General features: G+C 63.9%; 14 protein-coding genes. 9 read left to right on the forward strand and 5 right to left on the reverse strand.

Features of this window, described 5'->3' with window-relative positions:
- Window positions 1-62 precede the first annotated feature (62 nt).
- From IE188_RS14815 to IE188_RS14835, 5 genes are all read left to right on the forward strand, one after another.
- A complete protein-coding gene (locus IE188_RS14815; protein ID WP_191287296.1) occupies window positions 63-1,283 on the forward strand; it encodes an NnrS family protein in 1,221 nt (406 codons plus the stop codon).
- 363 nt (window positions 1,284-1,646) lie between these two features.
- Window positions 1,647-2,870, forward strand: coding sequence for a 5-aminolevulinate synthase (gene hemA, locus IE188_RS14820; RefSeq protein WP_191287297.1), 1,224 nt, complete (start codon window positions 1,647-1,649; stop codon window positions 2,868-2,870).
- 105 nt (window positions 2,871-2,975) lie between these two features.
- Window positions 2,976-3,224, forward strand: coding sequence for a FeoA family protein (locus IE188_RS14825; protein ID WP_194611914.1), 249 nt, complete (start codon window positions 2,976-2,978; stop codon window positions 3,222-3,224).
- Complete coding sequence (gene feoB / locus IE188_RS14830) at window positions 3,221-5,509, forward strand: Fe(2+) transporter permease subunit FeoB (protein ID WP_191287298.1); 2,289 nt, start codon at window positions 3,221-3,223, stop codon at window positions 5,507-5,509. The genes IE188_RS14825 and feoB overlap by 4 nt, the downstream gene beginning before the upstream one ends.
- Before the next feature lies 1 nt (window position 5,510).
- Window positions 5,511-5,756, forward strand: a complete 246-nt coding sequence (locus IE188_RS14835) for a FeoC-like transcriptional regulator (protein WP_229836889.1) — start codon at window positions 5,511-5,513, stop codon at window positions 5,754-5,756.
- Here the strand turns inward: IE188_RS14835 and IE188_RS14840 are convergent.
- Complete coding sequence (locus IE188_RS14840; RefSeq protein WP_191287299.1) at window positions 5,753-6,313, reverse strand: UbiX family flavin prenyltransferase; 561 nt, start codon at window positions 6,311-6,313, stop codon at window positions 5,753-5,755. The genes IE188_RS14835 and IE188_RS14840 overlap by 4 nt on opposite strands.
- On the reverse strand, window positions 6,310-7,812 hold the full coding sequence (locus IE188_RS14845) for a UbiD family decarboxylase (protein WP_191287343.1): 1,503 nt from the start codon (window positions 7,810-7,812) through the stop codon (window positions 6,310-6,312). Before IE188_RS14845 ends, IE188_RS14840 begins: the two co-directional genes overlap by 4 nt.
- Window positions 7,813-7,951: 139 nt before the next feature.
- Here IE188_RS14845 and ubiT point away from each other — a divergent pair, with 139 nt between their 5' ends.
- The 4 genes from ubiT to IE188_RS14865 are packed head-to-tail and all read left to right on the forward strand — an operon-like array spanning window position 7,952 to window position 10,886.
- Entirely contained in the window at window positions 7,952-8,494 is a 543-nt protein-coding gene (gene ubiT, locus IE188_RS14850) for a ubiquinone anaerobic biosynthesis accessory factor UbiT (protein ID WP_191287300.1), read from the forward strand.
- Window positions 8,494-9,471 (forward strand): ubiquinone anaerobic biosynthesis protein UbiU, encoded by a 978-nt coding sequence (gene ubiU / locus IE188_RS14855; protein WP_191287301.1) that lies wholly within the window; start codon window positions 8,494-8,496, stop codon window positions 9,469-9,471. Before ubiT ends, ubiU begins: the two co-directional genes overlap by 1 nt.
- Before the next feature lie 3 nt (window positions 9,472-9,474).
- Entirely contained in the window at window positions 9,475-10,386 is a 912-nt protein-coding gene (ubiV, locus tag IE188_RS14860; protein WP_191287302.1) for a ubiquinone anaerobic biosynthesis protein UbiV, read from the forward strand.
- Entirely contained in the window at window positions 10,383-10,886 is a 504-nt protein-coding gene (locus IE188_RS14865; protein WP_191287303.1) for a DUF2478 domain-containing protein, read from the forward strand. The genes ubiV and IE188_RS14865 overlap by 4 nt, the downstream gene beginning before the upstream one ends.
- Window positions 10,887-10,890: 4 nt before the next feature.
- Here IE188_RS14865 and IE188_RS14870 read toward each other — a convergent pair whose 3' ends face one another.
- From IE188_RS14870 to nirJ, 3 genes are read right to left on the reverse strand one after another with little or no spacing between them, the layout of a single operon-like run.
- Window positions 10,891-11,601, reverse strand: a complete 711-nt coding sequence (locus IE188_RS14870) for a CbiX/SirB N-terminal domain-containing protein (protein WP_191287304.1) — start codon at window positions 11,599-11,601, stop codon at window positions 10,891-10,893.
- A gap of 32 nt (window positions 11,602-11,633) precedes the next feature.
- The gene (locus IE188_RS14875; protein WP_191287305.1) at window positions 11,634-13,196 is read right to left on the reverse strand and encodes a nitrite reductase; all 1,563 of its coding nucleotides are present in this window, start codon (window positions 13,194-13,196) and stop codon (window positions 11,634-11,636) included.
- Window positions 13,171-14,385, reverse strand: coding sequence for a heme d1 biosynthesis radical SAM protein NirJ (nirJ, locus tag IE188_RS14880; RefSeq protein WP_191287306.1), 1,215 nt, complete (start codon window positions 14,383-14,385; stop codon window positions 13,171-13,173). The genes IE188_RS14875 and nirJ overlap by 26 nt, the downstream gene beginning before the upstream one ends.

Consider the following 14,385-nt stretch of genomic DNA (forward strand, 5'->3'; position numbering starts at 1 on the left):
GTCATTCGGCAGGGCGACCCAATCCCTAAGCTGCCAGCCAAAACGCCAACACGGGGCCGGACATGGCAGAGCTTTTCAGACGAGTTTTCAGCGAAGGGTTTCGCGCCTTCTTTCTGGGCGCGGCGGTCTGGGCCATCCTGTCCGGTGTGATGTGGGAGCTGTGGCTGGGCGCGCAGGTGTCTGGCGCCACCGCAGGCCTGTCGGATCTGTCGATGGCCCCGCATCTGTGGCACGCGCATGAGATGGTGTTCGGATATGCGGGCGCGGCGGTTGCCGGGTTTTTCCTGACTGCTGTGGCCAGTGGGCGGGGCGTCATCATCGGGGCGTTGGTCGCGATGTGGCTGGCGGGGCGGGCGGTGCTTTGGCATTCCGCATCGTTGCCGCCCGTGTTGGTCGCGGTCGTCGACCTTTCGTTTCTGGCCGCTCTGGTCCTGCGCATCGCGAACCAGTTGCGCAAACGTCTGAACCCGCAACACGCGATTTTCCTTGTCTTTCTGGTCACGCTGTTGGCCGCCAATGGGCTGGTGCATCTGGAATGGGCGGGTGTCACGCATGACACAGCCAACGCAGGTTTGCGCGTCGGGCTGATGGCGCTGTGCGGGTTGATCGTCGTGCTGGGCGGGCGGGTGACACCCGGCTTTATCCGCAATGCGATGAATCGCGCGGGCCAACCGCCCGAGGCCTTGCCGCCGCACACCCCGCGTCTTGACCGGCTGGCCATCCTGACTGCGATTGCCCTGCCATGGAGCGTCATGATCCCGATGCTCGCCCCCATCATGGCGCTGGCGCTGGCCGCGATCCACGGGGCGCGACTCAGCCGTTGGCGGCCACACTGGGCGCTGCGCGATCCGCTGCTGTGGTCGCTGTTTGCGGCGCAGGGTTTGATGGTGATCGGCTTCGGTCTGTGGGCGCTGGCAGGCTGGGGCATCGGGGACGAGGTCGGCGCGCTGCATGTGCTGGGGCTGGGCGGCATTGGCGGCATGACCCTTGCGGTGATGAGTCGCGCGACGCTGGGTCATACGGGTCGCGCGCCTGTTGTGCCGCGCATCGTTGCGGTGGGTTATGGATTGATGATCCTGTCGGCCCTGACACGCTGGCTGGCCGCGGACCTTCTGTATGACTGGTATGACGCGCTGGTTCTGGTTGCCGGGGCCGCGTGGATCGGGGCGTTCGTGCTGTTTCTGGCGGGCATGATCCCGGCCTTGACCGGGCCACGTGTGGCACGCCCGGCACCACCCCCGCCGCCGCCGATGCCGCCGCATATGAAATCTTCGCCGGCTTGACGTTGGTTAAGTCGGGGGGGTTCGGGCTGTGTCACAACCACCCCATGGCCCACCCAGCGAGGTTGATCCCACATCCTCGTCCTGTTCTGCGAATACGGCCTCTGTGATCCTGTCGCCTCTGTTCTTGGGTGAGGCCGGCGGCGCAACCGATCACGTTCGGGTTTTCGAACCCATAGGCCAACCGCCCGGGCGCATCTGATGCGTTTCGAGGCCGGAGCCATCCGCAAGGGTGGCGGGCGGTTGGTCTATTTCCACACCTATCCACCGGAACGCATTTCTGCTGCCGACTTGACAAACATCATGTTGACCCGCGCCTGAGTGCGGTTCAATGGCGCAAAGGATAACTCACCCAGGGGGTTCCCCATGCATTATCAGGACTATTTCAAATCCCGCCTTGATGCGCTGCGCGACGACGGAAACTATCGTGTCTTTGCCGACCTGCAACGCAAGCGTGGTGCGTTCCCGAAGGCGCGGCATATGGCCAAGGACGGGGCGGGTGATGTGACGATCTGGTGCTCGAACGACTATCTGGGCATGGGGCAGCATCCCGATGTGCTGGCCGCGATGCACAACGCGATTGATACGGTGGGCGCAGGCGCGGGTGGCACGCGCAACATTTCCGGCACCACCCATGACCATGTGTTGCTGGAGGGGGAGCTGGCCGACCTGCACGGCAAAGAAGCCGCGCTTCTGTTCACCTCCGGCTATGTGTCGAACTGGGCGGCGCTTGGCACGCTGGCGTCACAGATCCCCGGCTGCATCGTGTTTTCCGACGCGTTGAACCATGCCTCGATGATCGAGGGCATTCGTCATTCCAAGGCGGCGCGGGTGATCTGGAAGCACAATGATCTGGCGGATCTTGAGGCCAAATTGGCCGCCGCCGACCCCGACGCGCCGAAGCTGATCGCGTTTGAAAGCGTCTATTCGATGGATGGCGACATCGCGCCGATCAAGGAGATCTGCGATCTGGCCGACAAATACAACGCCATGACCTATCTGGACGAGGTGCACGCGGTTGGCCTGTATGGCCCGCGCGGCGCGGGCGTCGCCGAGCGTGAAGGGCTGATGGATCGCCTGACGGTGATCGAAGGCACGTTGGGCAAAGCCTTTGGCGTAATGGGCGGCTATATCGCGGCATCCGCCGAGCTGTGCGATTTCGTGCGCAGCTTTGCCAGCGGGTTCATCTTTACCACCGCTTTGCCTCCTGCCGTGGCTGCGGGCGCGCGCGCCTCGGTCCAGCATTTGAAACGCTCGAATGCCGAGCGCGAGTGCCAGAAGGAGCGTGTCGCGAAGGTGCGCGCGGGGCTGGACAAGATGGGCATCCCGCATATCGACAACCCCAGCCACATCATTCCGGTGATGGTGGGCGACCCGGTGAAGTGCAAATTCATCTCGGACACGCTGATGCGCGATTACGGGATCTATATCCAGCCGATCAACTATCCCACCGTGCCGAAGGGCACCGAGCGGCTGCGCATCACCCCGTCACCCGTGCATTCGGATGCGGATATTGCGCATCTGCTGGGCGCGTTGGAAGAGCTGTGGCACCAGTGCGAGGTTGCGCGGGTTCCGCAGGCGGCGCAGTAAGTTAATCCCGAGCAATTGACTCAGATCAAGGATAGCATAGCCCCGGCCCGGCATATACCTGTGTAATTCTGTCGGGTATACCGACTCGTTAAGGGATTGCAGAGAATGCTGAAGCTCAAGGATTTGAAGATCGGTGATCGCGCGACGGTCACGGGGTTTTTCGGCGGCTCGCCCAGCTATCGCCGCAAGCTTCTGTCGATGGGGTTGACGCTGGGGGCCGAATTTTCGGTCAGCCGTCTGGCCCCGTTGGGTGACCCGGTGGAAATCCGCGTCCGGGGCTATGCCCTGAGCCTGCGCAAGCATGAAGCCGAGGCGATCAACGTCGCTCGCATCACCCCCCCGTTCGTGTCATGACACGCGTCGTTGCGATTGCCGGCAACCCGAATTGCGGCAAAACCACCCTGTTCAACGCCCTGACCGGGCGCCATCAGGAGGTCGGAAACTGGCCGGGCGTCACGGTTGAAAAGAAGCTGGGCGACCTGCACCACCATGGCACCGCGATCACGCTGGTTGACCTGCCGGGGGTCTATTCGCTGTCGGTGGCGGGTGGGGCGGCGTCGCTGGACGAACGGATCGCACGCGATTTCATCCTGTCCGAACGGCCCAACCTTGTGGTCAATGTCGTCGATGCCTCGAACCTTGAACGGAACCTGTATCTGACCGTTCAACTGGTCGAAATGGGCGTACCGGTGGTGGTTGCCCTGAACATGATGGACGTGGCCCGCGCCCGACGGCTGGTGATCGACGCAGACGCCCTATCGCGGGAACTGGGCTGCCCGGTGGTCGAGATCGTCGCGTCTGAGGCGCGCGGGCTGACCGAGTTGAAGGACCTGATGCGGACAGCCAACGGCGTGCCCTCGTTCGCCCCGAAGTTCGACGAGATGACCGAGGCCGCGCTGACCCGCCTTGAGGCAGCGCTGGCGGGCAAGATCACCCAGGGCGATCCGCGCTGGCTGGCGATCAAGCATCTTGAGGGGGACGAGCTGTGCCCGGCGATGACCGATCCCGGCGTCGCCGCATTGGCGGCGGAAGAACGCGCGCGGCTTGAAGCCGCGACCGGGCTGGACGCCGACACCGCCATTGCCTGTGCGCGTTACGATGCAGTGGCCAACCTTGTGGGCCTGTCGCTCAGCCGCGCCACGGAAGTCGCGCGCACCTTGTCAGACCGCCTTGACCGCGTGATCCTGAACCGTGCGCTTGGCATCCCGGTCTTTCTGGCCACGATGTATCTGATGTTCATGTTCACCATCAATTTCGGCGGCGCGTTCATCGACTTTTTCGACATTCTGGCGGGGGCCATCTTTGTGGATGGCACCGCAGCACTTCTGGGGGCGATCAGCGCGCCCGTATGGCTGACCACGATTATGGCGGATGGCGTCGGCGGCGGCATTCAGACCGTGGCGACGTTCATTCCCATCGTCGCTTGCCTGTTCTTCGCGCTCTCGGTGCTGGAAGACAGCGGCTATATGGCCCGCGCGGCGTTTGTCATGGACCGGTTCATGCGGATGATCGGCCTGCCGGGCAAAAGTTTTGTGCCGCTGATCGTGGCCTTTGGCTGCAATGTGCCCGCGATCATGGCGACGCGGACGCTGGACAGCGCGCGCGACCGCACGTTGACCGTGATGATGGCGCCGTTCATGTCCTGCGGGGCGCGGCTGCCGGTCTATGCGCTGTTTGCCGCCGCGTTCTTTCCGGTGGGCGGGCAGAACCTTGTCTTTGCGCTCTATCTGTTGGGGCTGCTTGCGGCGGTCGGCACCGGTTTGATGCTGAAGCTGACGATCCTGAAGGGCGAGCCGACACCTTTTGTGATGGAGCTGCCGCCCTATCACTTGCCGACGATAAACGGGTTGGCCCGGCGCACTTGGCATCGGATGCGCGATTTTCTGACCGAGGCCGGGCAGGTCATCGTCCTGATGGTCGCTGTGCTGGCCTTCCTGAATTCGTGGGGCACCGATGGCAGTTTCGGGAACGAGGACAGCGAGGCCTCGGTCCTGTCCGAGATCGGGCGCAGCCTGACCCCCGCCTTCGCCCCTTTGGGGATCGAGGAAGACAACTGGCCCGCCACCGTCGGCATCTTCACCGGCATTCTGGCGAAAGAGGCCGTGGTCGGCACGCTGAACACGCTTTACGCCACGCCGGAACCTGATGACGGCGCGCCCTATTCGCTGGTCGTGGGTGTGAAAGAGGCCAGTGCGACGATCCTGCCCAACCTGCGCGATGCGATTGGCATGGCGCCGGACCCGCTGGGGCTGGACATCGGCGACGTGTCAAACCCCGATGTGGCGGCGCAGGAGCAAGAGGTCGCGCGCTCGACCTTCGGGACGATGGCGGCGCTCTATGACGGGCAGGCGGGGGCGTTTGCCTATCTGCTGCTGATCTTGCTGTATATGCCCTGCGTGGCCGCGTTGGGGGCGATCTGGCGCGAAACCGGCTGGCAATGGGCGCTGTTCGCCAGCACGTGGACGATGGGTCTGGCCTATGGTGCGGCGGTGATGTTTTACCAGATCGCGCGGTTTGACCGGCACCCGGACAGTTCGACCATCTGGATCGTGTCGATCCTTGCCGCGCTGGCGGCGGTGTTCCTGTTCCTCAGGTGGCTGGGCAACCGCCCGACGCCCTTTGCCGTGGGGGCCGAGTGACATGGCGGTGCTTCTGGACATCCGAAACTATGTGCGCCTCCACGGACAGGCGAGCCTTCTGGACCTGTCGCACAGGTTCCACATGCAGCCTGATGCCCTGCGGGGGATGCTGGACCACTGGCAGCGCAAGGGTGTGATCCGACGGCTGGATGTGGCGGACACTTGCGGAGGCTGCGCGATCAAGACCGGGTGTGGCAGTTGCGCCTCGAACGCCGCGTTTGAGACCTATGAATGGGCGGGTGTCTAGCCCTTCCAGTCCAGCGCAATGGGTGGCGCGATGCGCAGAAGGTCGACCGCGCGGGCGGCGATCTGGTCGACCACCTGATCCAGTGTTTCCGGCAGCATATAGAAAGCGGGCACCGGCGGCAGGATGATTGCGCCCATCTCGGTGGCCTGCGTCATGTTGCGCAAGTGCGCCAGCGTCAGGGGCGCCTCGCGCGTAAGCAGGACCAGCTTGCGGCGTTCTTTCAGTTGCACGCCGGCGGCGCGGGTCAGCAGGTTGTCGTCCAGCCCGTTCGCAATCGCCGCCAAGCTGCGCATCGAACAGGGCGCGACAATCATGCCATCGACGGGCGCGGAGCCTGACGCGATGGACGCGCCAATATTGCCGCGCTCGTGATAGTTGGTTGCCATGGCGGTGATCTGGTCCAGCGCGTCTGCGCCGCATTCTTCAAGCAAAGTGCGTTCGGCGGCGGCGCTGATCACAAGGTCGATCTCGGCCCCGATGGCGACGAGATGCCGCGCGGTGGCAAGGCCAAGGGCTGCACCCGATGCGCCGGCGATGCCAAGGACGACGCGGCTCATCCGCCCAGCCCCGGTAAATGGCGCGCAAGAAGGTCGGCGGCGAAGGCGGCGTCTTCGGGGTTGGTCTGCATGACCTCGCCCCATTCGCGGTTGGTTTCCGCGCCGATCTTGTTGGTGGCGTCGATGCCGATCTTTCCAGCCAGCCCCGGTTCGGGCGAGGCGAAATCAAGGTAATCCATCGGTGTCCTTTCCAATATCGTCACGTCGCGCGACGGGTCCATCCGTGTGGCCATGGCCCATGCGATGTCATCCCAATTGCGCGGGTCGATGTCCTCATCCACGACGACGATCATCTTGGTATAGCTGAACTGCGCCAGCATCCCCCACAACGCCATCATCACCCGACGCGCCTGCCCGGGATAGCGTTTGTCGATCGCGATCACCGCCATGCGGTAAGACGCGGCGGCAGGTGGTAGCCACAAGTCGCGGATTTCCGGGATCTGCGCGCGGATCAGGGGCAGGGCGAGGCGGTTGAACACCTCGCCAATGATCGCCGGTTCATCGGGTGGGCGTCCGGTATAGGTGGACAGATAGATCGGGTCTTTGCGGTGGGTCAGCGCGCTGACCTGCATGACGGGGAAGGGATCGACCTGGTTGTAATACCCGGTGTGATCGCCGAGGGGGCCTTCGGGCGCGGTCCGGGTCGGGTGGACCCAGCCTTCGATCACCATCTCGGCATCGGCGGGCACCATCAGGGGGACGGTCTTGGCGGGCACCAGACGGGGTCGCGCACCGGAAAAGACGCCCGCGAAGCCCAGTTCCGACACGGTTTCGGGCAAGGGGAGTGCGGCGGACAAGAGCGTCGCGGGGTCCGCGCCCAAGGCGATCGCCACGGGCATCGGTTCGCCCTGCGCGGCCCAGCTTCGATGATGTGCCGCGCCGCCGCGATGGGCGAGCCAGCGCATGATGATGCGGTCGCGGTCAATGACCTGCGCGCGGTAGACGCCTGCGTTATAGCGGTTCACCTCGCCCGCATCGCTGTCAAAGGGCCGGGTCAGCACCACGGGCCATGTGATCAGCGGGCCTGCGTCACCCGGCCAATGGGTCTGGATTGGGAGGGACGAGAGGTCAATGTCCGTATGAACCTCGGCCTGCACCGGGGCGCGGCGCATGATCTTGGGGCGCGTGGCAAGCGCGGCTTTCAGCATCGGCCAGCGTGACAGCGCATCGCGCATCCCGTCGGGCGGCGTCGGCGCGCGCAAAGCGGCCAGAAACGCGCCCAGATCGTCCAGCTTGTCAGGCGTGATGCCAAGGCCCGCGGCCACACGTTCCGGCGTGCCAAACAGGTTCACCACGACCGGAATGTCAGACGCACTGCCGCCATCCAGCACAGGTGTATCAAAGCGCAAAACCGGACCGCCGCGTTCCAACACCGCGCGGTGTACGGCGGTCATCTGGTGGCGCACCGACACGGGTTCGGGCACGGCGGTCAGATCGCCGCGCGAAGCTGCCCAGTCCAGATAGGCGCGCAAGGTGGGGAAGGGGGGCAGGGTGCGGATGGTCGGCTCCTTTTCGCGTAATCTTCCGGCTATCACCCAATCCCGCGCCGGCAATTGACCTTCGTCAAGTTCTTGTCTTCTCGGACTGTTATCAAGGGGGGGCGTAAACACCCGTTTGCACGCATTCAAGAGGTGCGCCATGCATGACCACGCGGCCCAACTGCCCGTCTTTCCCCGCCTTCCGGCCTTTGCCCTGCGCGGGCTGCCGTTGACACCTATTGCGTTGGCGCTGGGGGCCTTTGCCCGGCGCATGGCGACGCGGCATCCGTCGATGTTCAAACGTTTGGGCGACTATGGCACGTTGCGATTCGTGCTGGACCCGACCGACCTGCCGGTCACGCTGCTGTTGGAGCCGCGCGCGGGCAACCCGCGCCTGCGTCTGTCGCGCAAACCGCTTGAGGGTGACGCGCGCATCGCTGGGCCTCTGTCGGGTCTCTTGGGCATGGTGCACGGGGCTTACGATGGCGACGCGCTGTTTTTCTCGCGCGATCTGGTGATTGAAGGCGACACCGCCGCCGTGCTGGCGCTGCGCAACGCCATTGATGATGCCGAACTTGATCTGGCCGCCGAGGCCGAGGCGATGTCCGGCCCCTTTGCCCCTCAGGTCAAGCGCCTGATCGACCTTGCTGAAACCAAAACCGGCGTGGCCCTGTCGCGCCACGAGGAGGACCCCCTGTGGTAATGGAAATCGTTTGCCCCGCCGGCACGCCCGCATCCCTGCGCGCGGCTGTGAAAGCGGGGGCGCACACCGTCTATTGCGGGTTTGCCGATGAAACCAACGCGCGCAATTTTCCCGGCCTGAATTTTGACCGGGACGAAATGCGCGAGGGCGTGAAGTTTGCCCATGACCACGGCGCGAAAGTGCTGGTGGCGATCAACACATATCCCCGCGCGGGGGCCGAGGCGATCTGGCACCGCGCGGTGGCGGATGCGGAGAAATCCGGTGCGGATGCTGTGATTTTGGCTGATCTGGGCCTGCTGGCCTATGCCGCAAAACACCATCCCGGCCTGCGGCGGCATTTGTCGGTGCAAGCCGCCGCTGCCAATGCGGATATGCTGAACTTCTATGCCAGCGAGTTCGGCGTGAAGCGCGTCGTGCTGCCGCGCGTTCTGTCCGTGCCCGAGATTGCCGCGATCAACGCGGAAACCGAGGTCGAGACCGAGGTGTTCGTGTTCGGCGGTCTGTGCGTGATGGCCGAGGGGCGCTGTTCGCTGTCGTCCTATGCCACCGGGTTGTCGCCCAACATGAACGGCGTCTGTTCGCCCGCGAGCCATGTAGACTATCACGATGACCACGGCGCGTTGTCGGCCAAGCTGGGCGGGTTCACCATCCACAAGGTTGGCGCGGATGAGCCTGCGCCTTACCCGACGCTGTGCAAAGGCTGTTTCAGTGCGGGCGATGCCACGGGGCATCTGTTCGAAGATCCGGTCAGTCTGAACGCCGAGAAGCTGATCCCGCAGCTGGTCAAGGCTGGCGTGACCGCGCTGAAAATCGAAGGGCGGCAGCGGTCGCGGTCTTATGTCGCGCAGGTGGTGCGCAATTTCCGTGCCGCGGTCGAGGCGCAAGCCGCCGGGCGTCCGATGCCCGAAGGGATGCTGGCGCAACTGACCGAAGGGCAGGCCGCGACGGCCGGTGCCTATAAAAAGACCTGGAGATAACCCATGCAGCTGACCGTCGGACCCAACCAGTTTTTCTGGAAAGCAGATGCGTGGAGCGATTTTTACGACCAGATGGCGAAAGCGCCCGTTGAACGTGTGGTGCTGGGCGAACTTGTGTGTTCAAAACGGTTGCCGTTTTACCAAGACCGTATTCCGGGCGCGATTGAAACGCTGCTCGCGGCGGGGAAAGAGGTCGCCGTGACCTCGCTTGCGCTGGTGACGTTGAAACGCGAACGCAAGCTGACCGCCGGCTTGATCGATGCGGGGGTTGAGGTTGAGGTGAACGACCCGACCACTTTGGCCTATCTGCCCAAGGACGTGCCGTTTTCGGTTGGGCCGCTCGTGAACGTCTATAACGAAGGCACGCTGGGCTGGCTGGCGGATCGGGGGGCCACGCGCATTTGCCTGCCGCCGGAATTGCCGTTGGAGTCCGTTACGGCGTTGGCGGCTGAGGGGGCTGCGCGCGGTGTCACGATCGAGGTTTGGGGGCACGGGCGTTTGCCGCTGGCGATCTCGGGCCGCTGCTATCACGCGCGGCTGCACAAGCGCACCAAGGACAATTGCCAGTTTGCCTGCGAAGACGATCCCGATGGGCTGACCGTGCGCACGTTGGAAGATCAGCCGTTTCTGGCCATGAACGGGGTGCAAACCCTATCCGACAGTTGCGCCAGCATGGCCAATCAGTTCGAGGTGCTGCGCGATGCCGGCGTAAAGGCGCTGCGTCTGTCGCCGCACACCGGCGATTTTTCGGGCGTTTGCCGGGCCTGGCGCGACCGGATTGACGGGCGGCTGGACGCCGCCGCATTGTCCGAAACATTGGAAACTCTGTCCGGCGGCATGCGCTTGTCGGATGGGTTTCTGACCGGCGCGCGTGGCGCGGACTGGTCGCGCGCAAAAGAAGGAGAACCCGCATGAGGATCGCCTGTATCGCTGCCAAGGGACGGGGTGAAACCGACCGCCTGATTTCCGAAGCTGCCGCAACGCTTGAGGCCGAGGGCTTCGTGTTGAACGGCATTGTCAAGGTCTTGCAGGATATGCCGAAGGGCGCGCATCACTGTGACATGGACGTGCGCGTTCTGGCGGACAATCGCACCATTCGCATCACCCAATCGCTGGGCGAAGGGTCCGAAGGCTGTCGCCTGAACCCGGCCGCGATTGCCGAGGCCGTCGCCGCCGTCGATCAGGCCAGCAGTCTGGACGCGGACGTGTTCATACTGAACAAGTTTGGACCCGAGGAGGCCGAGGGGCGTGGGTTTCGCGCCGCGATTGCCGCCGCGCTGGAACAGGATATTCCGGTTCTGGTCGGTCTTGGCGGGGGCGAGGCCAGCCGCAAGGGCTTTGCAGATTTCGTGGGCGACATGGCCGAAACCCTGCCTGCCGATCCCGATGCCATCCTGACATGGGTGCGCGGCTGAGCCGTCAGGCCGATGCGGCTTTGCGCGTATCGGTCCGTTCAGCGGCAAGGGCGGTGGCCACCATCGCATCGACGCCTTCAAGCTGGCTGATCACCGGCAGCACGCGGCCTGTGAAGCCGATCCCGCCCAGTTCCTCGTGCACGTCTTCGCGCACGTGATCGCCTTCCATCGCGAAGAAGGGCAGGCACAGGATATTGTCCGGCAGGTCTTTGGCGACCTCGGGGATGGTGGGGGATTGTTCCAGAAACCCGACGGTGATGTCAGCCCCGCCAAGGGCCTGGGCCAGCAGATCGGCGAAATCATGGGTGGCGCGGGCGGGCGCGTGGCGACCGCTGCCGGACCCGTGGGCGACAAGCAACAGCGGATCACCATCGGTCCAGCCTTCGGCGCGCAAGCCGGCGGCGGCCAGACCGGGCAGGGCCGGGTCCATGCCGAACGGGGTCATCACCGGAAAGGGCGCATCGCCCAGACGCCCGGCCAGGCAGGTGCGCACGAACCAGCCATCCGACATGAACAACGGATAGACCACCGCGCCGGCGGCCATGTTGTCCAACTGCGCCTCAAGCGCGCCGGGTTTGGCCAGCGTGGCCGACCCCAGCCGCAGATCGGGCGTGTGGGCCTGCACCTTGGTGACATAGGCGGTCAGCGCGGCCTCGGCCGGATCGGGCGACGAGGGTTGCCCGTGCGAGACGATCAGGGCGTCGATGTGATCCAAGGGCTGGCTCCTTTCAGGGTGCTGGCGCGCGGTCAGTGGCTGGTGCCTTCTTCGAAGGTGATCTTGTTCCAGACGTTATACTTGCCCGACGGTTTGCGCATCGGCAACCGCTTCACGATTTCGAGGGTTTTGGCATCGTAAACCAACACCTCGCCCTCGTCCTCCCAAACCGATACAAGCGCATGGCTGCCGTCCTTGGTGAATTCCACATGCGCGACAGTGGCACCGGGCACGGGTTGCAGGGTCTTCACGATCTCAAGCGTTTCCTTGTCGATGATGTGCATCTTGTCGCGGTTCGGCCCAAAGAACACATCGGCCCACACGTAAGGCGAGGTCTTGTGGCTGCGCATGAAGAAGCCCGGCCCTTCGGTGGTGATCCGCTTGACGGTTTCCCAGGTGTTCATGTCGATCACCGACACGGTGCCGTCTTTCAGATGCGGGGTGGCCATGACCTTGGTGTCTTTCCAGTCCCATGTGATGCCCGACCCCAAATGCGGCATCCCCGGCAAGTCCAGATCAGCCACTTTCTGGCCGATCACAAGGTCGATAACCAACCCGTCCTCGCCTTTGCGGGATGCGCCCATTATGTGTTCGTATTTCTGATCAAAGAAGAAATCGTCCAGAAAATCGGGGGTGGTGATCTTGCGGATCGGGAAATCCGTGTCCTGCTTGGTCGGCCCTTCGATGCGCCAGTCATGGGTGAAGCCTGCCGCATAAATCCCCATGTCGGGGTTCTTGCTGTAGGACACTTCCCAGATTTCCGGCACGTCTTTCAGCGCCAGAACGAAGCTGTCGCGCGGGGGCGCTTGGTACACGGCGGAGACCCGGCTGGGCGTGCCGTCTTTGCCCACGACCTCGTGCACTTCGGCCACCGACAGGTCGTCGGTGGAGAGGATGGTCAGCGTGTTGGGCAGATAGTTCGCGACCGCCAGCCATTTGCCATCGCCAGACATGGCGATGTTGCGGCTGTTCAGACCGGCGCGCACACGGCCCACCTGTTTCAGCGCATAAATGTCATATTTCTGCACCCAACCGTCACGCGACATGATGAAGACGAACTTGCCATCGGGGGTGAATTTCGGCCCGCCATGCACGGCGAAGGGGGTTTCGAACCGGTCCAGAACCTCGAACGTGTCGCCATCAAGGACCGAGATGTGATGATCGCCCGTTTCCACCGCCAGCGTGATGTTCATGGGATCGGACGGCCAGACGGGGGCATCAACAGGCGCGTAGTCCTCGTCCATCACGCGGCTTGCCATGATCTCGGCCTCGTTCCAGGGCGGGATCACGTCCAAGGGTGTTTTCAGGTATTCGGCCAGCGCGGCAATCTGCTCGTCCGTCAGGTCTTCGGAATAGCCGGGCATCTGGGTGGTGACGCGGCCATCGCGGATGACCTCGGCAATCTTGGGGCCGCGCATCCGCGCCAGCGTTTCCGGGATCAGGGCCGGGCCTTGCGCGCCAAGACGGTTCTCGGCGTGGCATTCGGCGCAATAGTCCTGATAATCCTGCGCTGCATCGGCGGCGGCCAGAAGGGGCAGGGCGGTCAGGGTGGCGGCCAGCAGGGCGGCTTTAGAAAAACTGGTGTTTCGGGTCATTGCTTTTGCCTCGGAAGGGGGTGACTTGCAGCCGGTCGGCTTCGGTCACGCCAATTTCGTCATTTGTCAGATAGCAGGCCGGGTCTTCGGCCCACGGATCGCCCGTCACCTGCAACGCGCGGATGCGGGTGTTGCCGCCGCAGACATCTTGAATTGCGCAGGCCCCGCAGCGGCCTTTCAAAGGGCGCGGGCGGGTGCGCAGGGTGGCGAGCATTGGGTCGTCGCCGGTCCACAGCTCGGAAAACGGCGTGTCTTTCACATTGCCGACGGTGTAATCGGACCAATAGGTGTCGGGGTGAACCTTGCCCAAGAAGTCGATATTGGCAACACCCATGCCGGACGAGTTGCCGCCCCATGCGACCAGATGGTCGCGCAGATGGGCGACTTTTTCGGCGTCGAAATTCTCGGCCGCCCATTGCAGGAAATAGCCCGCATCGGCGTCATTGTTGCCGGTGACAATATCCAACTGCCGCCCGCCCGAGGCGCTTTCCCAGGCCCGGTCGATCAGCAGGTCCATGCCCTTGCGGGTCATTTTGTGATGCGCGTCCTCGCCCCGGTTTTTGTCGCCGCGCCCGGCATAGACAAGGTGGGACAGGTAGAATTTATCGACCCCTTCGTCGTCACACAGCTTCAGAAGATCGGGCAGATGGTGCTGCGTGCCTTCGGTCAGGCAAAAGCGCAGGCCCACGCGCACGTCGCGCTTTTTCAACTCGCGCACACCGCGCACTGCGTCGTCGAACGCGCCATCGACACCGCGGAACCAGTCGTTGGTTTCGCCAATCCCGTCGATCGAGATGCCGACATAGTTAAACCCGATCTCGGCCACCTGATCGGCGACCTCACCGTGAATTTTGGTGCCGTTGGTGGACAGGGCCAGCACGCGGGTCAGCTTGCGGGCGCGTTTGGCCAGCGGGAACAGATACGGGCTGTCCAGCGGTTCGCCCCCTGACAGGATGATCGCGGGCACCTTGAACTGGCCCAGGTCCTCCAGCGTCTCCATCGCTTGTGCTTCCGACAATTCGCCCGGGAAATTCACGTCTGCGGACACGGTGTAACAGTGGCGGCATTTCAGGTTGCAGCGGCGCGTCAGGTTCCAGATCACCACGGGTTTCACCATCCCGTCACCCCGGCGCGGACGCACCGGCGTCGGGTTGGCGAGTTGGTGCATGTATTCGGTCAGGCGGAACAT

Origin of the sequence: Aliiroseovarius zhejiangensis, assembly GCF_014656375.1 — a bacterium.
Lineage (GTDB): Bacteria > Pseudomonadota > Alphaproteobacteria > Rhodobacterales > Rhodobacteraceae > Aliiroseovarius > Aliiroseovarius zhejiangensis.